The following is a 25,344-nucleotide window of genomic DNA, read 5'->3' on the forward strand; positions in this document are numbered from 1 at the left end:
AAAATAGTACTTTTAATTTGGATTTAAAGCATAGTCTGTTTTTTCTTGTTAATTTTGAAATATATAAAAACAAAATTTAATGGATATATCTGTAGATTTAACCTTATCACCTTTACAAGATGATTACGAAATACATGTTATTAACTTTATAAAAGAATTGAGAAATTCTAAATTTACGGTTTTAGAAAATCCTTTAAGCACTCAAATATATGGAGAATACGATGAGTTAATGCCATTTTTAACAGCACAAATCCATAAATCCTTCGAAGAACAAAAGATATGTGTATTAACCATGAAAATTGTTAAAACAGATAGAAGTGATTATGAACCACATTTTTAACTTCTTTTTTGAGCAATACGTAACCTATGAAACCATAGATGTTGTTTTAGAAATTATTGCCGTTATTTTTGGGTTTCTATCGGTCTGGTTTTCCAAACAAAATAATATCTTGGTTTTCCCAACAGGCCTAATAAGCACCAGTATTTTTGTGTATTTACTTTTAAAATGGGGATTATTAGGAGATATGATGATTAATGCCTACTATTTTATTATGAGTATTTATGGTTGGTATGTTTGGACAAGAAAAGTAGATGCTACTCATGTAACACCTGTTTCATTTACAACAAATAAAGAGAAAACAACAAGCCTATGGATATTTTTAGCAACCTTGTTATTTGTTTTTATTGTTTATAAATCTTTTAACATGTGGACCAGTTGGGTTGCTTATGTTGATACCATAACTACAGCTATCTTTTTTGTTGGGATGTGGCTTATGGCACGAAGAAAAGTAGAAAACTGGATTTTTTGGATTATTGGCGATTTAATCTCAATCCCTTTGTATTTTTATAAAGGATTTACCTTTACCAGTTTTCAATATTTAGGATTTACAATAATTGCCATTTATGGATATGTAGCATGGAAGAAACTCTTAAACAACAAGACAGTAGCTGCATAAAAGTAGTTTTATTTGGACCAGAATCTACTGGCAAAACAGTTTTAGCTAAAAAACTGGCAGCATATTATAAAACACTTTGGGTTCCGGAGTTTTCAAGAATATATGCCGAAGAAAAAATTAAAGACAACGAGTTATTAACCAAAAATGATGTTTTGCCTATAGCTATTGGACAAATGGTATTAGAAAATGCCTTAGCAAAACAAGTAGACAAATTACTTATTTGCGATACTAATTTGTTAGAAACAAAAGTGTATAGCCAAGAATATTATAATGGCTATTCTCCTGAAGTATTGGACAAATATGCTCTTGAAAATAGCTATAATCTCTATTTTTTAACTAATATTGATGTCCCTTGGGAAGAAGATGGTATTCGAGATAAACCCAATAAAAGAGAAGACATGTTTAAAGCATTTCAAAAAGCTTTAACAATAAATAAAATTCCCTATGTGTTATTAAATGGAAGTTTACCAAACAGATTGGAAATTGCCATAAAGCACATAGATAAATTGCTAAAAAATAACTGAATGTTTTCAGATAAAGACATACATCTAATAGAGAATAAAGGTTTAACTGTAGAAAAAGTAACCTCACAAATAGAGTTGTTTAAAACAGGATTGCCATATGTAAATTTGCAATCTGTAGCCATTATTAATAATGGAATTTTACAACTTACTAATGAAGAAAAAAAAGCATCAATAGATTTGTTTGAGGCGCAAAGAAATAACTATTCCATTATTAAGTTTGTTCCAGCATCAGGTGCTGCTACAAGAATGTTTAAATCTTTTTTTAGTTTTATTGAAGATTATAATCCTGATCAAGAAACAGTAAATGCGTATATAAATAGAACAAAAGAATCTGCTTTAGCTGTGTTTTTTGTAGGCTTGGAAAAATTACCTTTTTATAAAAAAGTTTTAAATAAAATTGAAAAAGTATATCCTGAATATGATACATCATCAACAGATAAACAACGCTTAATGTTTGTAAAAACCATGTTAGATGTAGATAAATTAAACTATGGTTTTTATCCAAAAGGCTTATTACCATTTCATCAATATAAAGAGCATATTGCTACAGCTTTTGAAGAACATTTATTCGAAGCAGCTTTATATGCCTCTAGTAACAATAAGGCTAATATACACTACACTATTTCAGAGAAATATAAAGATATTTTTGATGATGAATTTAAAAAAATACAAACTATTGTAGAGCGAAAAACCAATACAAAATTTGAAATTTCTTTCTCTTATCAAAAAGAAGCCACAGATACTATAGCAGTAACAGAACATAACAAACCTTTTAGATTAGAAGATGGAAGTTTATTGTTTAGACCTTCTGGTCATGGAGCTTTGCTTTCAAATTTAAACGATTTAGATGCAGATATCATTTTTATTAAAAATATTGATAATGTTGTAGTTTTTAAATACGAAAGTGAAGTTAGTGAGTTCAAAAAAATGCTAGCTGGAATATTAATTAATGTTCAAACAAAAGCTTTTAATTATTTAGAGAAGTTAGAATCTAACCATACTTCTGAAGCAGATATTTTAGAAATTGCTACGTTTTTGACTAACAAAATGAATGTGGTTATATCTTCTGAATTTGAAAAATATGCAACCGAATATCAAGTTGCTTATTTAAAAGATAAATTAAACCGTCCGATTCGTGTTTGTGGGATGGTTAAAAATGAAGGAGAGCCAGGTGGTGGTCCTTTTTGGGTAAAAGATGAAAGTGGACAAATTTCACTTCAAATTGTGGAATCTGCTCAAATTAATAAAAAGGATAAACACCAAAAAGACATCTTAAAGAATGCAACACATTTTAATCCTGTTGATTTGGTTTGTGGTATTAAAGATTACAAAGGCAACCCTTTTAATTTAGAGGAATTTGTAGACCATAAAACGGCTTTTATAACCATGAAAACAAAAACTGGAAAAGATTTAAAAGCTCTAGAGTTACCAGGTTTATGGAATGGAAGCATGGCAAACTGGAATACCATTTTTGTTGAAGTACCACTTATTACTTTTAATCCTGTAAAAACAGTAACAGATTTATTAAAACCTACTCATCAAGTAAAGTAATATGTTCGATGAAGGTTTACTTATAAATGAATTAGCTTTCAAAGCTATTAGAAGTTCTGGTTCAGGTGGTCAGCACGTAAATAAAGTGTCTTCTAAAATGGTGCTGAATTTCGATTTAACAAATTCTCAAGTATTTTCAGAAGAACAGAAAACACTAATGTTTAAAAATTTGGCAAACAGATTAACTGCAGATGGAATTCTAATTCTTCAATGCGACGAAAGCAGAAGTCAACATAAAAATAAAGAGTTAGTTATAAAACGCTTTTTAGAACTGATTCATCAAGGATTAATGGTACCTAAAAAGAGAAAACCTACTAAAATTCCGAAAGCGGTCAAGCTAAAACGATTATCGAAAAAGAAGCAACAAGCTGATAAAAAAGCGAATAGGAAACCACCAGAAATAACTTAAATAATTTTTAATTACTACTTGTAAATTATTAATTGATACCTATCTTTGCAGCGTTCTCAAAAAGGGGTGCCTATTATCGGCTGAGATCATACCCATTGAACCTAGAACAGGTAATGCTGTTTAGGAATTTTAAACAAAATGATGATGTCATTGCGAGGAGTTATATAACGACGTGGCAATCTCATCATTTTTAAACTATCAATTATTAACAAAGAATAATAACCTCTTTTTATTCGTATAAATTTATTTTATCGGATGAAACTTTTATTCAACAATCTGTCATTTAAAAGTAGGCAGAACTCACAAGTTTTATTACTTTTTTTATTGTTTAGTTTTTCAATTTATTCACAAGAAAAACAACAAGACTCTACGCAACTAGAAACTTTAGACGAAGTTTTGGTTAAAGCAGTTCGTGTAGATGCCACATCTCCAATTACACACTCTAATGTAACTAAAGAACAGTTGCAAAAACGAAATTTAGGACAAGATATACCTGTCTTATTAAACTATTTACCATCGGTTGTAACCACTTCAGATGCTGGAGCAGGTATTGGCTATACTGGCATTCGTGTTCGTGGTGTTAATTCACAATCTACCAATGTAACCATCAATGGAATTCCATATAACGATGCTGAATCTCTAGGTACTTTTTGGGTGAATTTAGGCGATTTTGCTTCTTCAGTTGAAAGTTTGCAACTGCAACGTGGTGTTGGAACATCTACCAATGGTTCTGGTGCTTTTGGAGCTAGTATAAATGTGTTAACAGACGCTATTTCAGAAAATGCCTTTGGCGAAATAGCTAATAGTTTTGGGAGTTACAACACATGGAAACATACGGTTAAATTTAGTACTGGATTACTAAACGATCACATTGAAATTGCGGGTCGTTTATCTCAAATTAAGTCTGATGGCTATATTGATAGAGCATCTTCTAACTTAAAATCGTATTTTCTTCAAGCTTCATATGTAGATAACACGACCTTAATAAAAGCCATAACGTTTAGTGGGAAAGAGAAAACGTATCAATCTTGGAATGGTATTGAAGACCCTTATGTGTTAGAACATGATAGAACTTTTAATTCTGCTGGTATGTACACAGATGAAAATGGAAACATTAAGTTTTACGAAAATGAAATTGATAATTACCAGCAAGACCATTATCAGTTACACTGGAATGAACGAGTTAATAACAATTGGTCAACTAATTTAGCATTGAATTATACCAAAGGCAAAGGCTATTTTGAGCAATACAAAGAAGATCAAGAATTGGCAGATTATGGTTTAGATAATGTTGAAATAGGCAACGAAATCATCACAGAAACAGATTTAATAAGACGCAGATGGTTAGATAATAATTTTTATGTGGTGAATGCAAACGCAAACTATAAAAACAATGCTTTAAATGTTATTTTCGGAACCTCTTATAGTTGGTATTCTGGAGATCATTTTGGGGAAGTAATTTGGGCTCAATATGCAAGCAATAGCGACAATAATTATAGATATTATAATGGAAATGGAGAAAAAGTAGACTTCAGTTCTTTTGCAAAAGCATCTTATAGGTTAAATGATCATATTAGTTTATATCTTGACTTACAATCGCGATATGTTAGCTATAAAACTACTGGAACAAATTCAGATGTGTCTCCATTTATTGTAGATAAGGATTATAATTTCTTCAACCCTAAAGCAGGAATTACTTATAATGTAAACATTAATAACAATCTGTATTTTTCTTATGCAAGAGCCAATAGAGAACCAAATAGAGACGATTTTGAAAACAATGCAGATATTAAACCAGAGCAATTAAACGATTTTGAATTAGGATGGAGACACAGTTCAAATGCATTTAGTATCAATACCAACGTATATTATATGTTGTATAACGAGCAATTGGTATTAACTGGAGAGATAAATGATGTTGGGAATCCTATTAGGAATAATAGTGGGAAAAGTTACAGATTAGGTTTGGAAGTTGACGCTGTAATTAATGTTTCAAATAAATTCAGCATTCAACCTAACTTTGCTTTAAGCACGAACAAAAATAAAGAAACAGTTGTATCTTTAGATGGAGAATTAGTTGATCTTGGATCAACAAATATTTCGTTTTCACCAAACATAGTAGCAGGAAATGCATTTGTTTTTAAGCCAATTAATGGCTTGCAAATGTCTTTATTAAGCAAATTTGTTGGAGAACAATACATGGGAAATACAGATTCTGAAGCTTCAAAGTTGGACAGTTATTTTGTGAACGATTTTAATATCATGTACGAAATTGAAACAAAATCTATTTTTAAATCTATTATTATTTCAGGATTGGTAAATAATATACTTAATGAAAAGTACAGTTCTAATGGGTTCTATTATACCTATGATGACACTTGGTCAGATCCAAACCAAGTAACCACTATTGAAGGTACTGGTTATTATCCACAAGCTACTACAAACTTTTTGTTAGGATTAACTTTGACGTTTTAATTTTCTTTAAAAGTTAGAATTTCATAATAAAAAAGCCACTCTAATTGGAGTGGCTTTTTTATTATGAAATTTTCATCTAAAACTAATTATTATAAACTCTAATTATATTTCCAGAAACTTCTACAAAGTAACGTTTTAAGGCATAATTTCCTGTAGTGCCAGGTTGTCCTACCCCATTTAAAATATCATAAGTATTACCGTCGTCACAATCGCAAACAGCAAGAACTCCATTTACACTAAGTGTAGAACAGCCTTGTAAAATATGGTTTGGATCGCTCAGTTCAAATGCACTATAGTTACCAAGTCCAGCATGATATAAAACCACTCCATTTATACCATAGTTGTTGTTTAGAATAACATGGTTATTGGGAAATTGTAAGCTACTATATTGAGGTAAATTAGTATTTACTAATGTGCCTGAATCAAATGATATGTTTGGAAGATATTGGTTATTGTTGTTGTCATCATCATTTTTGTTACAAGAAACTATTAAAAAACTAAATAAAAATATAGATAAAATACGATTCATTTTTCTTTAAAAATTTAGGTTGCAATTTACAACAAAAAGCAAACACAGTTAAATATTTTGTATATTTGTATAACGGTCTCGTATTTACGAGATTTTTTGCGTTATTCCCGAACAATTTCTCCTAGAATGTTGGAATGTGTTTCGGGATATTTATAATATATAAACGATGAAGTTATGAGTAAAGTATCTTATTACACGGAAGAAGGTTTAAAAAAATTAAGAGACGAATTAAGACAATTAAAAGATATTGAACGTCCAAGAGCATCTCAAGCCATTGCAGAAGCTAGAGATAAAGGCGATTTAAGTGAAAATGCTGAATACGATGCTGCCAAAGAAGCTCAAGGCATGTTAGAAATGCGTATATCTAAATTAGAAGAGCAACTTGCTGGTGCCCGAATTATTGATGAATCACAATTAGATACCTCTAAAATTTTAGTCTTATCTAAAGTAAAAATTAAAAACCAAACCAATGGTATGGAAATGGTTTATACATTGGTTGCAGATGGAGAAGCCGATTTAGCCTCAGGTAAAATTTCAGTAAATTCACCTATTGGTAAAGGCTTATTAGGTAAAGCTGTTGGTGAAGTAGCCGAAATAAAGGTGCCTAATGGCGTTATGAAATTCGATATTTTAGAAATATCAAGATAAGGTTTTCCAGCAGCTGCAGGTGCCTCTAAATTTTCACAAAAAAGATTCTTGCTAAACAAGAATCTTTTTATCTTTACAAGTATATCTAAATACCATTATGGCTTCAATATTTTCAAAAATAATTTCTGGTGAAATTCCTTCTTATAAAGTTGCTGATACAGATAATTTTCTAGCTTTTCTAGACATTAATCCAAATGCAAAAGGACATACGCTTTGTATTCCTAAAAAAGAAGTCAATAAAATATTCGAATTAGATGAAAAAACATATCTAGAACTAATGTCTTTTTCAAGAAAAGTGGCCATTGCTTTAGAAAAAGCAATTCCATGCAAGCGTGTTGGAATGGCAGTTATTGGACTAGAAGTTCCTCATGTGCATGTGCATTTAATTCCGTTAAATTCTATGGAAGATGCACGATTTATTAATAAGGAAAAGATGTCATCAGAAGAATTTAATGACACTGTAATTGCCATCAAAAAATACTTATAAATATGGAAGAATTATAATTCCAATCAAAGTAAGTAAAACAATCAAACTAATAATAATTAATAACCAAGCAGCCTTTTTTAATTTAGTAGAAGGTGTTTTAGGCGTAAATGCTTTCTGCTGATAGTTAAAAACACGTTCAATATCTTCTGTCCAACGAACAGGATAAATACTTGTGTTGCAATTACTACATTCTAATTGATGTGAAGTTTCTTTAGTAATTGATTTGTAAAATCTAGACTCAACAAATTTTTGTTTAAACGTTAATTGTAGTCCAGAGTTGTTGTAACATTCGGGGCAGTTGTTGTTTAAAGAAACTTCTTTGATTGTAATAAATTTCTCTTTCATATTTAAATCGATTTCATTGAAATTTGCATGGTTGTTCCTTTTCCTATTTCAGATTGTAATACTTTAATCTGACCTCCATGAAATTCTTCTATAATTCTTTTAGCTAAAGAAAGCCCTAATCCCCAACCTCTCTTTTTTGTAGTATATCCAGGTTCAAAAACAGCATGAAATTGGGTTTTAGAAAGTCCTTTGCCAGTATCACTTACATTAATTTTTACGTTGTTTTCAAGTTGGGTAATCTCTATCTTTAATTTTCCTTTGCCTTTCATGGCATCAATAGCATTTTTGACTAAATTTTCAATAGTCCAACTATATAATTGCTTGTTTAAATTTACATAAATTTCATTAGAAGGCGCAATAATCTCAAAATCAATAAGTTTCGAACTTCTGGCCTTTAAATAATCATAAGAGTCTATTGTTTCTTTTACTATATCAGCTTTTTCTAAAGTTGGTAGAGAACCTATTTTACTGAATCGTTCAGTTATGGTTTGTAATCTGTTAATGTCTTTTTCAATCTCTGTAATATATTCTGGATTAACATGTTCAGACTTTAATATTTCAGTCCAACCTATTAATGAAGACAAAGGCGTTCCAATTTGATGGGCTGTTTCTTTTGCCATGCCAGACCATAATTTATTTTGTGTGGCAATTTTAGAGCTTCGGTAAAAGAAATAAACAACAGCTCCAAACAAAAAGATAATAAGTAATAAGGCTAAAGGATAATATTTTAACTTATTTAATACTTCAGAATTACCATAATAAAGAGTGCCATAAACTATAGTTTCTTTGGTTTCACTATCTTGATAAGATATAACAATAGGTTTGTTTTCTTCAGAATATTGAGTGATTAGTTTCTCAATATATGTGGTATTATTAATTCTGTTTTCATCTATATTATTTGATAACAAGACACTTCCATTGTTATAAACAAACATGGGGTTTGTAATTTCAGAAGTAAATACTTTATCAACGAGAGGATTGACATTTTCGTCTAAAGGATTGGAATTTATTTCTTGATGGGCAGCAGCCCAAATATCCATTTTAGATTGTTCTTCAATTTTAAATTTTTGAAAAAACACATAGGTATTCCATAAAATAAGCGAAATAATACCAAACGATGCAACAACAATAATCCATCTGGTTAGATTTCTGTGTTTAGAAAAAAGCATAAAATAGTTTTAATTTGGAAATATAATGTAAATCTGTTAATAATATTGTGTTACTAGTAAACAAATCATTTTTAGTTCAATAACAGATTAGTTACATTTGTGCAAATTAAAAAAGATAAATGACATCATACGAGCCAAAAGAGTTGTCTGTAGCAAAATTGCATGCATATTTATTAAGTGCAGTAGCACCTAGACCAATTGCCTTTGCAAGTACTATGGATAAAGACGGAAACCCAAATCTATCTCCATTTAGCTTTTTTAATGTGTTTAGTGCTAACCCACCAATTTTGATTTTTTCTCCTGCTCGACGTGTTAGAAATAACACCACCAAGCATACATTAGAAAATGTAATTGCAACAAAGGAAGTGGTAATAAATGTGGTTAATTACGACATGGTTCATCAAGCTTCACTTAGTAGTACAGAATATCCAGAAGGTATTAACGAGTTTCATAAAGCAGGTTTAACCATGCTAAAATCTGACCTTGTAAAACCTTTTAGAGTAGCCGAATCTCCTATACAATTAGAATGTAAAGTAAACGAAATAGTTGCGTTAGGAAATGAAGGAGGAGCAGGAAATTTGGTAATTTGCGAAGTGGTTAAAATCCATATGGAAGACGACATTTTAGATGTAGATGATTTTATTGATCAAGAAAAATTAGACTTGGTTGCAAGAGCTGGTGGAAATTATTACTCTCGTGCCAGAAGTGGATTTTTCGAATTACCAAAACCACTTTCTAGTTTAGGAATTGGTGTCGATAATTTTCCTGATGAAGTTAAAAATAGTATGATTTTAACTGGAAACGATATAGGAATGTTGGCAAACGTAGAAGCACTTCCAACAGAAGAAGAGGTGCAAAAATTTATTACATCTGTAAGCGAACGTTATCCAGATATTGCAACTGCATCTCATAGGGAAAAACATAAATTAGCTCATAATTATTTGAGTTTTGGCGATATACAAAGTGCCTGGAAAATATTATTATCATAAATATAAAATTCCTATAAAAAGGAAACTATAAAAATTAAATTAGATTAAAATGGAAGTACAAGGAAGAATTAAATTAATTGCAGATACACAAACTTTTGGAACAAATGGGTTTAGAAAGAGAGAAGTAGTAGTAACTACAGAAGAGCAATATCCACAACATATTATGATTGAATTTGTTCAGGATAAAACTGATTTATTAAACAATTTCCAAGTGGGTCAACAAGTAAAAATCAGTATTAATTTAAGAGGAAGAGAATGGACTAATCCTCAAGGAGAAGTAAAATATTTTAACTCCATTCAAGGTTGGAGAATTGAAGCAGCTCAACCAGAAACTTCTGGAGATATGCCTCCAATGCCACCAGCAGATGCTTTCGAGCCAGCTAGTAATTTAAATGAAGACGATCACGACGATTTACCTTTCTAAGTAAGGTATAATTTTTATAAATTTAACCTCAATGCGAAAGCATTGAGGTTTTTTTATATCTCTAAATTATGATTACTCATTTAACAAAAGAAATAATCTTTCCTAATGTTCATCAAGCCGATTCCAAAGGATTATTAGCAGTTGGAGGAGATCTTTCAGTTGAACGTCTAATTCTTGCATATAAAAGAGGTGTTTTTCCTTGGTTTGAAAAAGGGCAACCCATCTTATGGTGGTCTCCAGATCCTAGATTTGTGCTTTTCCCTGAGAAATTAAAAGTATCCAAAAGCATGAAGCAAGTTTTAAAAAACAAAGACTTTTTAGTTACTATTAATCAAGATTTTAAATCAGTAATAACAGAATGTGCCAAAGCCAAAAGAGAAGGCCAACATGGCACTTGGATTACAAGCAGTATGATTGATGCTTATATAAAACTTCATGACCAAGGTTACGTTAAATCGGTTGAGGTTTGGCAAAAAGAAAAGTTGGTAGCAGGATTATATGGTGTGGATTTAAACAATGGCGTATTTTGTGGCGAAAGCATGTTTACAAATGTTAGTAATGCAAGTAAAGCTGGCTTTATAAGCTTTATTCAAAACACCAATTACAAATTAATAGATTGTCAGGTTTATACAAATCATTTATCAAGTTTGGGAGCAGAAGAAATTTCAAGAGTAGCATTTTTGAAGTATTTGTAATAATTGTCGCATGTTATTTTATTAAAAAATAGTAGTTTTATCATTATGAAAAAATTAGTGTCTACCGAGTCTGAAGCGCTTATTAAAGTTCTTAAAACGCGTTTTGAAAATAACACCCATCGCCATCAAAGTCTAGAATGGTCAAAAATAAAAGCAAAATTAGATCAAAATCCCAAAAAATTATGGTCACTAAACGAAATGGAAAAATCAGGCGGAGAACCTGATGTAGTTGATTACAACAAGCAGACTGACGAATATATTTTTTACGACTGTTCTAAAGAAAGCCCATCTGGTAGAAGAAGCGCTTGTTACGATTTGGAAGCACTTGAATCAAGAAAAAAGTTTAAACCAGAAAACAATGCTATAGATATGGCAAAAATGATGGGAATAGATATTTTAACCGTTGAGGAATACCAATACTTACAAAAACTGGAAACCTTCGATTTAAAAACCTCCAGTTGGTTAAAAACACCTCAAAATATTAGAAAACTTGGTGGCGCAATTTTTGGCGATAATCGGTTTGAGAATGTTTTTATTTACCACAATGGCGCAGAATCTTATTATGCTGGAAGAGGGTTTCGAGGTTCCTTAAGAGTTTGATTTTAAACCTCATGATACCTAAAGCATCCAACCTCATGATCGTTTACCATTCCTGTGGCTTGCATGTGTGCATACATAACAGTGGAACCAACAAATTTAAAACCACGCTTTTTTAAGTCTTTGCTCAACGCATCCGAAATGTTTGTAGTAGCAGGAGTATCTTTATAATTTTTACGCTTGTTTTTAATGGGTTTGCCATCCACAAACTTCCAAATGTAGGTACTGAAACTTCCAAACTCTTCTTGGATTTTCATAAACATTTGCGCATTGCTAACTGTAGCATGTATTTTTAATTTGTTCCTAATAATGCCTGCATCTTGGAGCAGACTGTCAATTTTATCTTGTTTATAGTGAGCAATTTTATTGTAATCAAAATCATCAAAAGCGGTTCTAAAGTTTTCTCGTTTACGCAAAATGGTAATCCAACTCAATCCAGCTTGAAAAGTTTCAAGAATTAGAAATTCAAACAGCCTATCATCATCTGTTACAGGAACTCCCCATTCTTCATCGTGATAGGCTTCGTATAAATCATCTCCTACACACCAGCCACATTTATGCTTTTCCATAAAAATTAGTATTTGTAAGTATTCGTAATAAAGATAGACATAGATATGATAAAAATCATAATTCAAATAGAATTTACATCTTATTTTTGCGAAGTTATATATACAAAAACATGGAACAAATATTAAAAGATAGTTTAGATAAGAGCATATCTTATCAAGCATACAGAGAATTAATGTCTCAATTAGTAGAAAATAATTCCACTACTGGAAACGATAAAGGTGAAGACATGGTGAATTTTACCAAGTTGAATGACCAACGTATGAAACGTTGGGATAAAACTATCAAAGTTTCTGATAGTGCAAAAGAAGATTTAGCCAATTTGGAAGCTAAGCAAACTTGGTTAGTACTTACAGAGAGTTGGTGTGGTGATGCTGCACATATAGTTCCTGTGTTTAATAAATTAGCCGAATTAAGCCCAAATATTAATTTTAGAGTGGTTCTTCGTGATGATAATGAGACTTTAATGAATCAATTTTTAACCAATGGTGGAAAATCTATTCCTAAATTGATTATAATTGATGATATTTCCAATCAAGTCATTAATTCTTATGGTCCAAGACCAACTGAAGCGACTCAACTTGTTTTAGATTATAAAACAAAACATGGTTTAATAACTCCAGAGTTTAAAGAAGAATTACAGCAATGGTATAATAAAGATAAAGGTCAAAATGTGATTAGCGATGTGATGAATCTGCTTACAGTTTCAGTGTAATAAAATAATTCAACAATTTTAGATTGAGCCTTTATAGTTACCTCTCCTTTGGAGAGGTCAGAACTGTTATTTTAGACAGTTTTGGGTGAGGCAAAAATTAAACAGGCATAATTTCTTGAGGCTAAAAAAACACGAAACTTATCTCTAACAGTTCTAATAATTCAATGTTAAGATTTTTTAATTTTTCCCTTCAAAATAAAAGGTAATGGTGCCAATTTGAGAAGATTTGGATGTGTCTCTATTAAATTTAGCATCTTTTGCATAGGCTAAAGCATGATCTTTTAAACATTCATTTGATGAAGTTGAAGAGGCGTTTACATAACTATCTGTTACTAGCCCAGCAGCATTTACCGTAATATTTACAACTATTTTCCCCCCTTCTTCACATAAATAAATGGGTGTTGGTAAAAATTCATGTGTTCTGTTAACTAAAGAATAATGCATACTACTTTTTTTGTTGACAGATTGAGCACTCTGATTAGGTTTTCGCTTATTCAATACATCGTTAACACTGCTATAAGAAGACAAAACATCGTCATCAATCTCAGAAGAAGCAGTTGAAGTACCAGATTCTGAATGGTCACTTTCATCTGTGTTTTCTGAAGGGTTAGGTACATAATCTTTTGGTGGAGCAATAGGTTGATATGCTTGTGCAAATTGTTTGTATTCTTGAGTTTCATTAAAAGCTTTATTAGTTTCAGCAGTTGTTTTAGCTTCAGCATCAGCTAATTTTTCGGCTTCAAGTTCTTCTGGAGTCTTTGGTTCTTCAGGCTCTAATAAGTAATAACTTTCAGCCATTAATTCATTTTGTTTTCTAATATTAAAATTGAATAAAGTAAGAATGATTGTCCCTGAAAATAGGAACGTAATAATAAGCGATTTATGTTTGTTTGTTAAATTCAAATGTCTCGTGTTGGGTAAAAACCCTTTAAAGGCTTTAATCTAATATACGAAAAATAGCACTATTTGGTTGTTAAGCTTTCTATAAAGGCTTCTGGAGTTAGTGCATTTTCAACTTTAAAGTCACCAATTTTTGTTCGTCTTAAAGCAGATAAATGTGAGCCAGAACCTAGTGCCTTTCCAAAATCATTAGCTAAAGAACGAATGTAAGTGCCTTTACTGCAAACAACTCTAAAATCAACGTCATTGTTGTTAATTTTGGTAATTTCAAATTCTGAAATGGTAATTTTTCTGGATTTTATTTTGACGTCTTCACCTGCTCTTGCAAATTCGTACAAACGTTTACCATCTTTTTTTATAGCTGAAAAAACAGGAGGAATTTGTTCAATCTCACCAATAAATTGTTTAGTAGCTTCATGTATCACTTTTTCAGTAATATGGTCTGTTTTAAAGGTCTCGTTAATTTCAGTTTCTAAATCGAAAGAAGGTGTGGTGCTTCCTAAAACAATAGTTCCTGTGTATTCCTTTATTTGACCTTGAAACGTATCTATTTGTTTAGTCATTTTTCCAGTACAAATAACCAATAGTCCTGTTGCAAGAGGGTCTAAAGTGCCTGCATGACCTACTTTTATTTTTTTTATGTTAAAAGCGTGCCTTATTTCCCAACGAAGTTTATTGACAGCCTGAAAGGACGTCCAGTGCAACGGTTTGTCAATCAATAGGACTTGTCCGGAAAGGTAATCTTCACCACTCATATTATGAATTTAAGGAGGAATAAATAATAGCAATCATTCCTACTATCACACAATATATAGCAAAATATGTCAATTTGCTTTTCTTAACTAATGCAATCATCCAAGTACAAGCAAATAATCCAGCAATAAAAGCAGAAATAAATCCTGCACTTAAAGCCATGAAATTAGAACTTTCATAAGTTAAATCGCCAGTAACAATATCTTTTGCTATTTTCCCAAATATTAAAGGGACTACCATTAAAAATGAAAAACGAGCAGCTCTTGTTTTATCAATTCCTAATAAAACAGAAGTTGAAATGGTTGCTCCAGATCTAGAAATACCTGGTAGCATAGCAATAGCTTGAGAAATACCAATAACAAAAGCATTCCCAAAACTTACTTTTTTATAAGTGTTTTTTGCTTTATCTGCAAAAAATAATAGGATGGCAGTTACAATAAGCATAAAACCAACCAGCATAATATTACCATCAAATAATTGTTCTAATTCTTTTTCAAAAAATAAACCAACTATAATAGCTGGAATCATGGATATAGCTATTTTTGAAACAAATTGAAGATCCTCATTCCATTCTAATTTTAAAACACCTTTTAGTAGTAACCAGATATCTTTTCTAAATACTACCATGGTACTCAAAGCTGTTGCAAAATGAAGCACTACAGTAAACATTAAACTTTCCTGAGGAATGGAATGATCGCCTAAAATGGCTTTTCCAATTTCTAAATGTCCACTAGAAGATACCGGTAAAAATTCGGTAAGACCTTGAATAACACCTAAAATAATTGAATCAATAATATCCATGAGGCAAAAATATCAAAATTGACTAACCTAAAGAGAATAGGTTGAAGTAATTGTTATTTATCTGATTTTGATTTTTTATTAGGATTTAATAAAATAGCATAAACCTGAATTCCGAATCCAATAAGAACTAAAGTAGGAGCCAACCTGATACGTCTGAAACTAAATATATCTGGATTAAAAACATTTGGGTCATCGCTTCCTCCACCAGACATCAATGCAAATCCTATAGCGATACATGCTAATCCAATAAGCATGAACTTATAATTTTTCTTTCCAAAAATAAAGTCGCTTTTAGCTTGTTCCTTACGTTTTTGTTCTCCCATAATTTTATAAAATAATGATACAAATTAACGGATTTATTTAAAAAAGAACGTTAAAGAGGTTATAAAATATCTAATAATACAACTGATCTGTTTTCAAGTTTAAAAAACGTTGTGTAGCAATAAATGTGCTTATCCAAGTAATTACTATACCTAATACAAAAATGGTAGCGAATAAAGCAGCTATTAAAATAGGACTTTGTAACAGATTCAATTCAGGAAAAGTTTGGTTTAAATAATATAAAACTACAGCCATGCCTATTAAGGCAACAACAGCTCCTACAATACCTAATCGAACACTTTTCCATACAAAAGGTTTTCTAATAAAATGTTTTGTTGCTCCAACCATTTGCATGGTTTTTATGGTAAAACGCTTAGAGTAAACAGATAGTCTTATCGAACTATTAATAAGTAAAACAGCAATGATGGTAAAAATTCCACTAATCATCAATACCCAAAAACTTATTTTTTTCACATTGTTATTCATTAAAGTCACCAAGTCATTATCATAACGTACTTCATCTACAAAATTTTTGGAGAGGGCTTCGTCTTTAATGGTTTCTAGATGTTCCGAAGTAACATAGTCTGCTTTTAAATGGACATCTATCGAATTTTGTAATGGATTATAACCAAGAAACTCCATAAAATCTTCGCCATTTTCTGCTTTCATAGATTCAGCAGCCTGCTCTTTAGATACATATTCTGTCGTTTTTACATAATCAGACATGGCCAAGCTTTTTTCAAGTTGTTTAATCTCTACATCTTTGGCAGCTTCCTTCAAATAAATAGTAACAACTACTTGTTCTTTAAAGTGATCGGAAACTTTTTTAGCATTTAAAACCAATAGACCTAATAAGCCTAAAAGGAATAAAACCAAAGCAATACTTAAAACCACCGAAAAATAGGAAGATACCAATCTGCGTTTTTGATATTTATCAAAAGATGAACTCATAAATGTTTTGTTAATGATGTAAAAATATAAAAGAAATTGAAAAGAAACTTCAAAAGACAAAAGTCTTTTGATTTCAAATAAAAATTGTCATTCCAACAAAAGTTGGAATCTTTTTAAACTAATTCCTTCAAACTCTTAATAAGTTAAATTTTAAATGTTTCACTTTATTTATGTTTACAACGTTTAAACTTTCAATATTCTTATAATAAGTTTAAATTTGCCCTTTTACAAGCTGTCATTGCGAGGACAAAGGACGAAGCAAACTTTTTGTTGGAGTCATAAATTTGCTTTCAATGTCATATATTATTTGAAATAGAAACAGATGCATTACCATTTTAACGAGATTGAAGCCAAATGGCAAAAATATTGGGCTGAAAATAAAACTTTTCAAGCCTCTAACTATAGCGAAAAACAGAAATATTACGTGCTAGATATGTTTCCTTATCCAAGTGGAGCAGGATTGCATGTTGGTCATCCACTAGGTTATATTGCTTCCGATATTTATGCTCGTTATAAGCGTCATAAAGGGTTTAATGTGTTGCATCCACAAGGTTACGATAGTTTTGGTTTGCCAGCAGAGCAATATGCCATTCAAACGGGTCAACATCCAGCCTTGACTACGGAAGAAAACATCAAAACCTATAGAAGACAATTAGATCAAATTGGTTTTTCTTTCGATTGGAGCAGAGAGGTACGAACGTCTGATCCAAGTTATTATAAATGGACTCAGTGGATTTTTATACAGTTGTTCGAATCTTGGTATAATAATGATAGTAATAAAGCAGAAGAAATTTCAACTTTAATAAACACATTCTCTTCGGAAGGAAACGCCAACATCAATGCTGTTTGCGATGATGATGTTGAAATTTTTACACCTGAAGAATGGCATAGTTTTTCTTCAGAAAAACAACAGGAAATTTTATTACAATATAGATTAACTTATTTAGCTGAAACTGAAGTAAACTGGTGTCCTGCTTTAGGAACTGTTTTAGCGAATGATGAAATAGTAAATGGCGTTTCAGAACGTGGTGGTCATCCCGTAATTAGAAAAAAAATGACCCAATGGTCTATGAGAATTTCGGCTTACGCTGAAAGATTATTACAAGGTCTTGATACGATTGATTGGACAGATTCTTTAAAAGAAAGTCAGAGAAATTGGATTGGAAAATCGGTTGGTGCTTCAGTAACTTTTAATGTGCTTCCAAATGAAGAGTGTCATGCTGAGCTTGTCGAAGCATCTCATAAAATCGAAGTATTTACAACACGTCCTGACACCATTTTTGGAGTTTCATTTATGACACTTGCGCCAGAACACGAATTGGTTTCAGAAATCACAACACCTGAGCAAAAAGCGAAAGTTGAAGCTTACATTCAAGCCACTGCAAAACGTAGCGAACGCGATAGAATGGCAGATGTAAAAACCATTTCTGGTGCGTTTACAGGAACTTATGCTAAGCATCCTTTTACAAAAAAGCCGATTCCAATTTGGATTGGCGATTATGTCTTAGCTGGTTACGGAACAGGAGCAGTCATGTCAGTGCCATGTGGAGACCAACGTGATTACGATTTTGCAAAACACTTTAATATTCCAATTCCTAATATTTTTGAAGGTGTAGATATTACTGAAGAAGCTTATGCTTCAAAAGATAACGTGATTATTGCTAATTCCGATTTCTTAAATGGAATGAACTACAAAAAAGCGACCAAACGTGCTATTTTTGAATTAGAGCAATTAGGTCAAGGCGAAGGTAAAACCAATTACAGATTACGTGATGCCGTTTTTTCAAGACAACGTTATTGGGGAGAACCATTTCCAGTGTATTATGTTAATGGCATGCCTCAAATGATTGATAAAGCACATTTACCAATTCGTTTGCCAGAAGTAGAAAAATATTTACCAACCGAAACTGGCGAACCACCTTTAGGTCGTGCAGATGTTTGGGCTTGGGACACTAATACAAATCAAGTAGTGAGTAACGACCTTTGTCATGCTGAGCCTGTCGAAGCATCTCAAGACAACGGAATTTACCCACTAGAACTAAACACCATGCCTGGTTGGGCTGGAAGTTCCTGGTATTTCTTTAGATATATGGATGCGCATAACGACTTGGAGTTTGCAAGTGAAGAAGCGCTAAAATATTGGGAAAAAGTCGATTTATACATTGGAGGAAGCGAGCATGCTACAGGGCATTTATTATACTCACGTTTTTGGGTGAAGTTTATGAAAGATAGAGGTTTTGTAAATGTAGAAGAACCTTTTAAAAAGCTTATTAATCAAGGGATGATTCTTGGTACTAGTGCTATCGTTTATAGAATTAATATCAAAACCGTAGACGCATCTAAAGATAGAATTATTTCTGATGGAGCATTTAAGTATATTTCTGTTAAATCAAACATTTTTGCTTCCTATAATTATTTAGTATCAATTTCTAATAATGAGATAAAACCTTCAAGTACAAATTCAGGATTATTTTTTGAAGCAAAAAATAAAGAATTGATTTTTTCTTTAATGAAGTTATTTGAAGTTGAAAACGAATATGTTGAACAAGTTTTAGATGGAAATTGTGTTTTAGAGATTACTTATGATCCAATTAGAATCGATGTAAATAATATTAACAATTCAGATGAAATTATTGATTTTGATAAAATGAAGCTTTGGAATGAATTTGAAAATGCCCTTTTTATAAATGATAGTGGACACATAGAAGATGAAGGAGGAGTTTTTACAGTTGGTAGAGAAGTTGAAAAGATGTCTAAACGTTGGTTAAACGTAGTCAATCCAGACAGTATTTGCGAGCAATATGGCGCAGACAGCTTACGTTTGTACGAAATGTTTTTAGGACCTCTTGAACAAGCAAAACCTTGGAATACAGCAGGAATTACAGGTGTTCATGGCTTTCTTAAAAAACTATGGAAATTGTATGTTGGAGAAAACGGACTTTATGTCAATGATTCAGAACCAACAAAAGACAATCTAAAAACCCTTCATAAAACCATTAAAAAAGTAGAAGAAGATATTGAGAATTTCTCTTTTAACACCTCTGTTTCTACCTTTATGATTGCAGTTAACGAGCTGACAGCCCAAAAATGCACAAGCAAACACGTTTTAGAACCATTATTGGTTTTACTATCGCCTTATGCACCACATATTGCTGAAGAACTATACAGTCAGTTAGGTCATAACGAATCTATTTCAACAGCACCTTTCCCTAAGTTTGACGCAAGTTATTTAGTAGAAAGCTCAAAGAATTATCCCATTTCATTCAATGGTAAAATGCGTTTTACCCTAGAGTTACCAATGGATATGAGTAAAGACGAGATAGAAGCAGCTGTTATGTCTCACGAAAAAACCAAAGATCAATTACAAGGTAGAACACCTAAAAAAGTAATTATTGTTCCAGGAAAGATTGTGAATATTGTTGGGTAACTTCTCGATACCTGTCTGCCGAAAGGCAGGCAATTTTTTCGTGTCTTAAAAGCCACTCGAAGTGACGTTGACGGATATATAAAAGTAGCCTTGCGTCAGTTCGAGTATCCCGATAATGAATCGGGATGTATCGAGAACATGTATTCAATCAATGAATCAGAACCTAACAACAAAAACCAACCCACGTCAGTTCGAGTGATTTTCAGTTTTAAAAACTGAAAATAGTATCGAGAACATCCAAAGCATAATATTTTGTATTTTAGAAGCTAAACACATATTATGAAATCTCTCTGGCTATTCATGTTTCTTGTTGCAAGCTTTTCAACTAATGCTCAAACCGATTCCTTGCAATTTCCACAAGATTTTTACGGAATCTATAAAGGCGATTTATACATTGTTAATATGCGTGGCAGACAAACCATTCAAATGGAATTTCATTTAAACAAAACAGATTCTATTGGAAAATACCAATATATGTTGGTTTATATTATGAATGGCGAACGCCAAGAACGCAAATACAACCTCATTGAAAAAGATGCGTCAAAAGGCGAATATATTGTAGACGAAAACAATGGCATTTTATTAGATGCTAAACTTATCGATAACACTATGTACAGCATGTTTGAAGTGCAAGACAATATTTTAACTACAACCGAACGTTTCTATAAAGAGGCTATGGATTTTGAAATAACAGTTACTAACAAAACACAAAAGGTGATTACAGGAACAGAAGTAGAAGATGCTACAGAGGTGGTTTCTTACCCTGTTTTTGCAGTCCAAAAAGCACATCTCATCAAACAGAAATAAATAAACTATGTGTCAGTTCGAGTGTTTATTTTTTAGCAAGAGTGAATAAAATAAATGTATCGAGAACAAACAATAAACTGACAAAATTTCTTAACGAATATTTGGCTTATTTTTTGCTATATATCTTGTAATTTTACCTTTTAAATCAAAATAAAAATGATAGGATATTATATATTAATTGGAGCTATAGCTCTTGTAAGTTGGTTGGTAAGTAATCAATTAAAAAAGAAATTTGCTTTTTACTCTAAAGTGCAATTACGTAATGGCATGAGTGGAAAAGAAATTGCTGAAAAAATGTTGTCAGATAATGGTATTTATGATGTTGAGGTTATTTCAACACCTGGACAACTTACAGACCATTACAACCCTAAAAATAAAACAGTTAACTTAAGTGAATCTGTTTATAATCAAAAAAATGCAGCTTCAGCAGCAGTTGCAGCTCACGAATGTGGTCATGCGGTTCAACATGCACAAGCTTATCAATGGTTACAAATGAGATCTTCTTTGGTGCCAGTAGTTAGTGTGACTTCTGGAATGTCTCAATGGTTAATTATAGGAGGTTTAATTTTAGGTGGAGCTGCTGGTATTGGCTTAGGATGGTATGTGGCTGTTTTGGGTGTTATTTTTATGGGAATGGCAACCATATTTAGTTTTATAACGCTTCCAGTTGAATATGATGCTAGTAATAAAGCCTTGGCTTGGTTAAAAGCTAAAAACATGGTAACACCTGATGAATATAAAGGATCTGAAGACGCGCTTAAATGGGCAGCAAGAACTTATTTAGTAGCAGCCATTGGTGCTTTAGCTTCTTTATTATATTGGGCTTTGCAAGTTTTTGGTGGAAGTAGAGACTAATAGTAAAATACATATTTTAAACCGAATGCTTTTTTATAAAGTGTTCGGTATATTTTTTTATTACATTTATCAAACTAAAATAACCAATTTAAAAATAACCTATGGAAAATCAACCTCAAAATCCTTTTGAACCTACCGAATCAAAAGTGTTGCTAAGTGCTTTATCTCAAACAGATAGAGTGGTTTTTTACAAAAAAACCTATGCGCATGTGGCAGGAGGCGTCTTGGTATTTATTTTATTTGAATATCTGTTACTTCAAAGTGAAACTATAGTCAATTTTGCTCTGTCTATGACTGAAGGTTTTAAATGGTTACTAATGTTGGGAGGCTTTATGTTTATTACCAATTATGCTGAGAAAATGACATTAAAGTCTCCAGATAAAAACATACAATACTTGGCATATGGCTTATACATTTTTGCTGAAGCTTTTATTTTTGTACCATTAATTTATATTGCAGCTTATTATATGGATTCTGGTCCAGAGATTTTAAATCAAGCTGCTATTGTAACCTTGGCTTTGTTTACAGGGTTATCTGCTGTGGTGTTTGTCACTAAAAAAGATTTTTCCTTTTTAAGAACAGGTTTAACTATTGGATTTTTTATTGCCATAGGATTAATTATAGCAGGCAGTTTATTCGGATTTAATTTAGGACTTTGGTTCTCAGCAGGCATGTGTTTATTGGCAGGAGGTTCTATCTTGTATCAAACCTCTAATCTGGTAAACAAATACACTACAGACGACTACATTCCAGCAGCTTTAGGCTTGTTTGCGTCACTCATGTTGCTGTTCTGGTACATTCTCAGCATTTTTATGTCTAAAGATTAAATTAGATATTATAAAATTTAAAAACCTTCAGTTGTTTCTAAACTGAAGGTTTTTTTATATCTGCAAATCTCATAATTGCAACTAACCTATTCATATTAATTCTTATTTTATAGCGTATTTATACTGAGTATATACTGACTATATGTCGACTATATGTCGACTTAATTGTATGTCCATTTCATTTTAAAAAACATTTAAAAGGAATGTTTCCTAGAATATAAGCTAAGGTTGAAAGTTGAAAAAGAGCTTCTAATAACAGAAGCTCTTTATTAGATTTTAATCTGTCTATCTATTTGTTGATTTAAAGATATAAAGGTTTCAGTTCTCGAAACACCTTCAATAGATTGAATATCTTTATTTAATAAATGCATTAAATGCTCGTTGTCTTTACAAAGTATTTTGATAAATATACTCCAGTTTCCTGTGGTGTAATGACATTCCAGTACTTCAGGTATTTTTTTAAGTTGTTTGACAGCATCTGGATTACTCATTGCTTTATCGAGATAAATTCCAATAAACGCCATAGTTGTATAACCTAATACTTTCGGGTTAATAACAAATTTGGAACCAGTAATAATACCAGATTTTTCAAGTTTCCTTAACCGTTGATGAATAGCTGCACCAGAAATTCCAACCTGTCTGGCAATTTCCAGAATAGGTGTTCTTGCGTCGCTCATTAAAGCTCTAAGAATAGCTTTATCAATACCATCTATTTCTATATTTTGGTTGACAACTTTCAATAAGATAAGTTTATAAGTTTAAAGGGTTGTAACCTAAATAAGGCACTTCAGTTTCTTTAAACACAATGCCATATTCTTCTAATTCTTTTAAAATTGGTTCGTAAACTTCTTTGGTAATTGGCATTTGAACACCAGGTGTTATAATCTTTTCATTTAAAATGGCAAGCGTTGCAATGGCAACAGGAAGACCAACTGTTTTAGCCATGGCAGTATAAATTCTATCTTCGCCTAGGGTAACCATAGTAGAATCTATTTGATATTTTTTACCTTCAAGTTCGTATCCAAATTTATGATACATGACTATCATGTCTTTTTCATTATCATTAAGAGTCCAGCTTTCTTCTAAAATCTTTTGAAGTATTTGTGCAGGAGTAGCTTTTTTAAGCTCAACCATCTTTGTATTACTGAATATATCTAGTTCAATAAGCTTGTCCCATACAATATCGTCTTGATCTATTTTTAAGGCATGTCTAAATTTAAGTTCAACAGAATCTGTAGGACTGTATGGCAAAAAGGCATTAACAAAATCGCGATAGCTCATGTTCTCGCTATCGTCAATAGTATATTCATCATCTGTCATTCCTAATTGTACAAACATATTCCAAGCACGAGAAAAACCAACTCGACGCATGGTTCCTCTATAAAGTGTTTTGGCACTATCAAGTCCATAAGCAGATTGGTATTTTAGCGAATCTCTATTGGCATAACCTTCAAAGCGACCATAGCCTTCTATATCTAAAAATTCAGTTCTTCTAAAAAGTCTGTTATAAGGAATGTATTTGTAAGTGCCTTCTTGTAAGAATTTTGCAGCTCCACCTTGACCAGCTACAACCACATTTCTAGGGTTCCATGTAAATTTATAATTCCACAGATTATTATCGCTTTCAGGAGCTACTAATCCTCCAGTAAAAGATTCAAATAGAATAATATGGCCACCTTTGTCACGTATTCTATCAATTACTTGCATGGCACTCATGTGGTCTATTCCAGGATCAACACCTATTTCATTCATGAAAATCAATCCTTTTTCAGTTGCCGCTTTATCAAGTTTTTGCATCTCTTCACTTATATAAGAAGCTGTAACCATATTTTTATTAAAACTAATACAGTCCTTAGCAACTTCAACATGAAACCTAGCAGGTAGCATTGAAATTACAATATCTGAATTTTGAATAGCATTTTGTCTGGATCTTTTGTCAAAAACATCAAGCATAATGGCTTGTGCATTTTCATGATTTCCTATTAGTTTTTTTGCATTTGAAAAATTGACATCTCCAACCATAACAAGTAATTCTTCTTGTTCTGATTTGTCCAATAAATATTTTATAAGGTATGATGCAGATTTTCCAGCACCAATTACTAAAATCTTTCGCATAATGAGATTTGTTGAGTATTTTTGTGTTACGAATGTAATAAATACTAACTGCAATAAAAACACAATGAATCATTTTATATGAACAAAAAAATATTAATTGCAGCAACAATTCTGGGTATAATCAGTGTTGTTTTAGGAGCTTTTGCTGCTCATGGATTGAAGGAATTAATTTCATTAGAATTTTTAAGAACTTTTGAAACTGGAGTTAGATATCAAATGTATCATGCAATTTTGTTGCTGTTTGTTGGAAGCACATCTCTAATTAGTTTAAAGTCTAAAAAAGTAATTTTTTACTTAGTGCTATTAGGATTGTTGTTTTTTTCTGGTTCAATTTATGGTTTGGCAACAAATAATTTAACAAGTTTTGATTTTAAGGTAATTGGATTTATTACTCCAATTGGAGGCTTGTTTTTAATTTTATCCTGGATTTTATTGTTAATAAACTTTTTAAAACTGAAGACTGATAATTCGTAAAATAGGTGTTTACTTTAAAATAAAATTTTAATT

29 protein-coding genes are annotated in these 25,344 nt (G+C 31.6%); 18 read left to right on the forward strand and 11 right to left on the reverse strand.

The genetic code is table 11. The features are described from left to right. The first annotated feature begins 79 nt into the window (after nucleotides 1–79). From FVF61_RS09960 to FVF61_RS09985, 6 genes are all read left to right on the forward strand, one after another. Nucleotides 80–340, forward strand: coding sequence for a hypothetical protein (locus tag FVF61_RS09960; RefSeq protein WP_148455875.1), 261 nt, complete (start codon nucleotides 80–82; stop codon nucleotides 338–340). Continuing rightward, the gene (gene pnuC, locus FVF61_RS09965; protein ID WP_148455877.1) at nucleotides 324–956 is read left to right on the forward strand and encodes a nicotinamide riboside transporter PnuC; all 633 of its coding nucleotides are present in this window, start codon (nucleotides 324–326) and stop codon (nucleotides 954–956) included. Before FVF61_RS09960 ends, pnuC begins: the two co-directional genes overlap by 17 nt. Continuing rightward, complete coding sequence (locus FVF61_RS09970) at nucleotides 917–1,480, forward strand: AAA family ATPase (protein WP_148455879.1); 564 nt, start codon at nucleotides 917–919, stop codon at nucleotides 1,478–1,480. The genes pnuC and FVF61_RS09970 overlap by 40 nt, the downstream gene beginning before the upstream one ends. Further along, entirely contained in the window at nucleotides 1,481–3,031 is a 1,551-nt protein-coding gene (locus tag FVF61_RS09975) for a DUF4301 family protein (protein ID WP_148455881.1), read from the forward strand. A gap of 1 nt (nucleotide 3,032) precedes the next feature. Beyond that, nucleotides 3,033–3,440, forward strand: a complete 408-nt coding sequence (gene arfB, locus FVF61_RS09980; RefSeq protein WP_148455883.1) for an alternative ribosome rescue aminoacyl-tRNA hydrolase ArfB — start codon at nucleotides 3,033–3,035, stop codon at nucleotides 3,438–3,440. 255 nt (nucleotides 3,441–3,695) lie between these two features. Continuing rightward, complete coding sequence (locus FVF61_RS09985; protein ID WP_148455886.1) at nucleotides 3,696–5,915, forward strand: TonB-dependent receptor; 2,220 nt, start codon at nucleotides 3,696–3,698, stop codon at nucleotides 5,913–5,915. Nucleotides 5,916–5,997: 82 nt separating this feature from the next. Here the strand turns inward: FVF61_RS09985 and FVF61_RS09990 are convergent, their stop codons facing one another. Next, nucleotides 5,998–6,444 carry a hypothetical protein gene (locus FVF61_RS09990; RefSeq protein WP_148455888.1) on the reverse strand — a complete coding sequence of 149 codons (447 nt, stop codon included), beginning with the start codon at nucleotides 6,442–6,444 and terminating at the stop codon, nucleotides 5,998–6,000. Between the two features lie 174 nt (nucleotides 6,445–6,618). On the opposite strand from FVF61_RS09990, the gene greA reads away from it, so the two are divergent. Next, the gene (gene greA, locus FVF61_RS09995) at nucleotides 6,619–7,092 is read left to right on the forward strand and encodes a transcription elongation factor GreA (protein ID WP_148455890.1); all 474 of its coding nucleotides are present in this window, start codon (nucleotides 6,619–6,621) and stop codon (nucleotides 7,090–7,092) included. Nucleotides 7,093–7,189: 97 nt separating this feature from the next. Beyond that, on the forward strand, nucleotides 7,190–7,579 hold the full coding sequence (locus FVF61_RS10000; protein WP_148455892.1) for an HIT family protein: 390 nt from the start codon (nucleotides 7,190–7,192) through the stop codon (nucleotides 7,577–7,579). Here FVF61_RS10000 and FVF61_RS10005 read toward each other — a convergent pair. Both FVF61_RS10005 and FVF61_RS10010 read right to left on the reverse strand, forming a co-directional pair. Then, entirely contained in the window at nucleotides 7,574–7,924 is a 351-nt protein-coding gene (locus FVF61_RS10005) for a hypothetical protein (protein WP_148455894.1), read from the reverse strand. The genes FVF61_RS10000 and FVF61_RS10005 overlap by 6 nt on opposite strands. 2 nt (nucleotides 7,925–7,926) lie before the next feature. Next, on the reverse strand, nucleotides 7,927–9,093 hold the full coding sequence (locus tag FVF61_RS10010) for a sensor histidine kinase (RefSeq protein WP_148455896.1): 1,167 nt from the start codon (nucleotides 9,091–9,093) through the stop codon (nucleotides 7,927–7,929). Nucleotides 9,094–9,212: 119 nt separating this feature from the next. Here FVF61_RS10010 and FVF61_RS10015 point away from each other — a divergent pair, with 119 nt between their 5' ends. The 4 genes from FVF61_RS10015 to FVF61_RS10030 all read left to right on the forward strand — a co-directional run bounded on the left by FVF61_RS10015 (nucleotide 9,213) and on the right by FVF61_RS10030 (nucleotide 11,801). Further along, nucleotides 9,213–10,082, forward strand: a complete 870-nt coding sequence (locus FVF61_RS10015) for a flavin reductase family protein (RefSeq protein WP_148455898.1) — start codon at nucleotides 9,213–9,215, stop codon at nucleotides 10,080–10,082. Nucleotides 10,083–10,131: 49 nt separating this feature from the next. After that, nucleotides 10,132–10,506 (forward strand): DUF3127 domain-containing protein, encoded by a 375-nt coding sequence (locus FVF61_RS10020; RefSeq protein ID WP_148455899.1) that lies wholly within the window; start codon nucleotides 10,132–10,134, stop codon nucleotides 10,504–10,506. A 68-nt stretch (nucleotides 10,507–10,574) separates the two neighbouring features. Next, entirely contained in the window at nucleotides 10,575–11,201 is a 627-nt protein-coding gene (gene aat, locus FVF61_RS10025) for a leucyl/phenylalanyl-tRNA--protein transferase (RefSeq protein WP_148455901.1), read from the forward strand. Nucleotides 11,202–11,246: 45 nt separating this feature from the next. Further along, the gene (locus tag FVF61_RS10030; RefSeq protein ID WP_148455903.1) at nucleotides 11,247–11,801 is read left to right on the forward strand and encodes a DUF4256 domain-containing protein; all 555 of its coding nucleotides are present in this window, start codon (nucleotides 11,247–11,249) and stop codon (nucleotides 11,799–11,801) included. Nucleotides 11,802–11,803: 2 nt separating this feature from the next. Here the strand turns inward: FVF61_RS10030 and FVF61_RS10035 are convergent, their stop codons facing one another. After that, nucleotides 11,804–12,367 (reverse strand): DNA-3-methyladenine glycosylase I, encoded by a 564-nt coding sequence (locus tag FVF61_RS10035; RefSeq protein ID WP_148455905.1) that lies wholly within the window; start codon nucleotides 12,365–12,367, stop codon nucleotides 11,804–11,806. A gap of 110 nt (nucleotides 12,368–12,477) precedes the next feature. On the opposite strand from FVF61_RS10035, the gene FVF61_RS10040 reads away from it, so the two are divergent. Continuing rightward, nucleotides 12,478–13,080 (forward strand): thioredoxin family protein, encoded by a 603-nt coding sequence (locus tag FVF61_RS10040; protein ID WP_148455907.1) that lies wholly within the window; start codon nucleotides 12,478–12,480, stop codon nucleotides 13,078–13,080. 177 nt (nucleotides 13,081–13,257) lie between these two features. Here FVF61_RS10040 and FVF61_RS10045 read toward each other — a convergent pair whose 3' ends face one another. From FVF61_RS10045 to FVF61_RS10065, 5 genes are all read right to left on the reverse strand, one after another. Beyond that, nucleotides 13,258–13,983, reverse strand: coding sequence for a hypothetical protein (locus tag FVF61_RS10045; RefSeq protein ID WP_233586790.1), 726 nt, complete (start codon nucleotides 13,981–13,983; stop codon nucleotides 13,258–13,260). 59 nt (nucleotides 13,984–14,042) lie between these two features. Beyond that, entirely contained in the window at nucleotides 14,043–14,735 is a 693-nt protein-coding gene (truB, locus tag FVF61_RS10050; protein WP_148455910.1) for a tRNA pseudouridine(55) synthase TruB, read from the reverse strand. Nucleotide 14,736: 1 nt separating this feature from the next. Then, entirely contained in the window at nucleotides 14,737–15,534 is a 798-nt protein-coding gene (locus tag FVF61_RS10055) for an undecaprenyl-diphosphate phosphatase (protein ID WP_148455912.1), read from the reverse strand. Nucleotides 15,535–15,587: 53 nt separating this feature from the next. Next, the gene (locus tag FVF61_RS10060) at nucleotides 15,588–15,857 is read right to left on the reverse strand and encodes a DUF3098 domain-containing protein (RefSeq protein ID WP_148455914.1); all 270 of its coding nucleotides are present in this window, start codon (nucleotides 15,855–15,857) and stop codon (nucleotides 15,588–15,590) included. Between the two features lie 70 nt (nucleotides 15,858–15,927). Next, nucleotides 15,928–16,806 carry a cell division protein FtsX gene (locus tag FVF61_RS10065; protein ID WP_148455916.1) on the reverse strand — a complete coding sequence of 293 codons (879 nt, stop codon included), beginning with the start codon at nucleotides 16,804–16,806 and terminating at the stop codon, nucleotides 15,928–15,930. A gap of 322 nt (nucleotides 16,807–17,128) precedes the next feature. Here FVF61_RS10065 and FVF61_RS10070 point away from each other — a divergent pair, with 322 nt between their 5' ends. The 4 genes from FVF61_RS10070 (at nucleotide 17,129) to FVF61_RS10085 (ending at nucleotide 22,722) form a co-directional block, all read left to right on the forward strand. Continuing rightward, complete coding sequence (locus FVF61_RS10070) at nucleotides 17,129–20,233, forward strand: leucine--tRNA ligase (RefSeq protein ID WP_148455918.1); 3,105 nt, start codon at nucleotides 17,129–17,131, stop codon at nucleotides 20,231–20,233. A 279-nt stretch (nucleotides 20,234–20,512) separates the two neighbouring features. After that, the gene (locus FVF61_RS10075; protein ID WP_148455920.1) at nucleotides 20,513–21,040 is read left to right on the forward strand and encodes a hypothetical protein; all 528 of its coding nucleotides are present in this window, start codon (nucleotides 20,513–20,515) and stop codon (nucleotides 21,038–21,040) included. Between the two features lie 156 nt (nucleotides 21,041–21,196). After that, a complete protein-coding gene (locus FVF61_RS10080) occupies nucleotides 21,197–21,895 on the forward strand; it encodes a zinc metallopeptidase (protein WP_148455922.1) in 699 nt (232 codons plus the stop codon). 101 nt (nucleotides 21,896–21,996) lie between these two features. Further along, entirely contained in the window at nucleotides 21,997–22,722 is a 726-nt protein-coding gene (locus FVF61_RS10085) for a Bax inhibitor-1/YccA family protein (RefSeq protein WP_148455924.1), read from the forward strand. Between the two features lie 269 nt (nucleotides 22,723–22,991). Here the strand turns inward: FVF61_RS10085 and FVF61_RS10090 are convergent, their stop codons facing one another. After that, the gene (locus tag FVF61_RS10090) at nucleotides 22,992–23,462 is read right to left on the reverse strand and encodes an Lrp/AsnC ligand binding domain-containing protein (RefSeq protein WP_148455926.1); all 471 of its coding nucleotides are present in this window, start codon (nucleotides 23,460–23,462) and stop codon (nucleotides 22,992–22,994) included. A 10-nt stretch (nucleotides 23,463–23,472) separates the two neighbouring features. Beyond that, a complete protein-coding gene (locus FVF61_RS10095; RefSeq protein ID WP_262712021.1) occupies nucleotides 23,473–24,876 on the reverse strand; it encodes a saccharopine dehydrogenase family protein in 1,404 nt (467 codons plus the stop codon). A 39-nt stretch (nucleotides 24,877–24,915) separates the two neighbouring features. Between FVF61_RS10095 and FVF61_RS10100 the strand changes: the two genes are divergently transcribed. Next, complete coding sequence (locus tag FVF61_RS10100; RefSeq protein WP_148455930.1) at nucleotides 24,916–25,311, forward strand: DUF423 domain-containing protein; 396 nt, start codon at nucleotides 24,916–24,918, stop codon at nucleotides 25,309–25,311. Nucleotides 25,312–25,344 lie beyond the last annotated feature (33 nt).

It is taken from the genome of Xanthomarina maritima (assembly GCF_008084905.1).
Taxonomy (GTDB): Bacteria; Bacteroidota; Bacteroidia; order Flavobacteriales; family Flavobacteriaceae; genus Xanthomarina; species Xanthomarina maritima.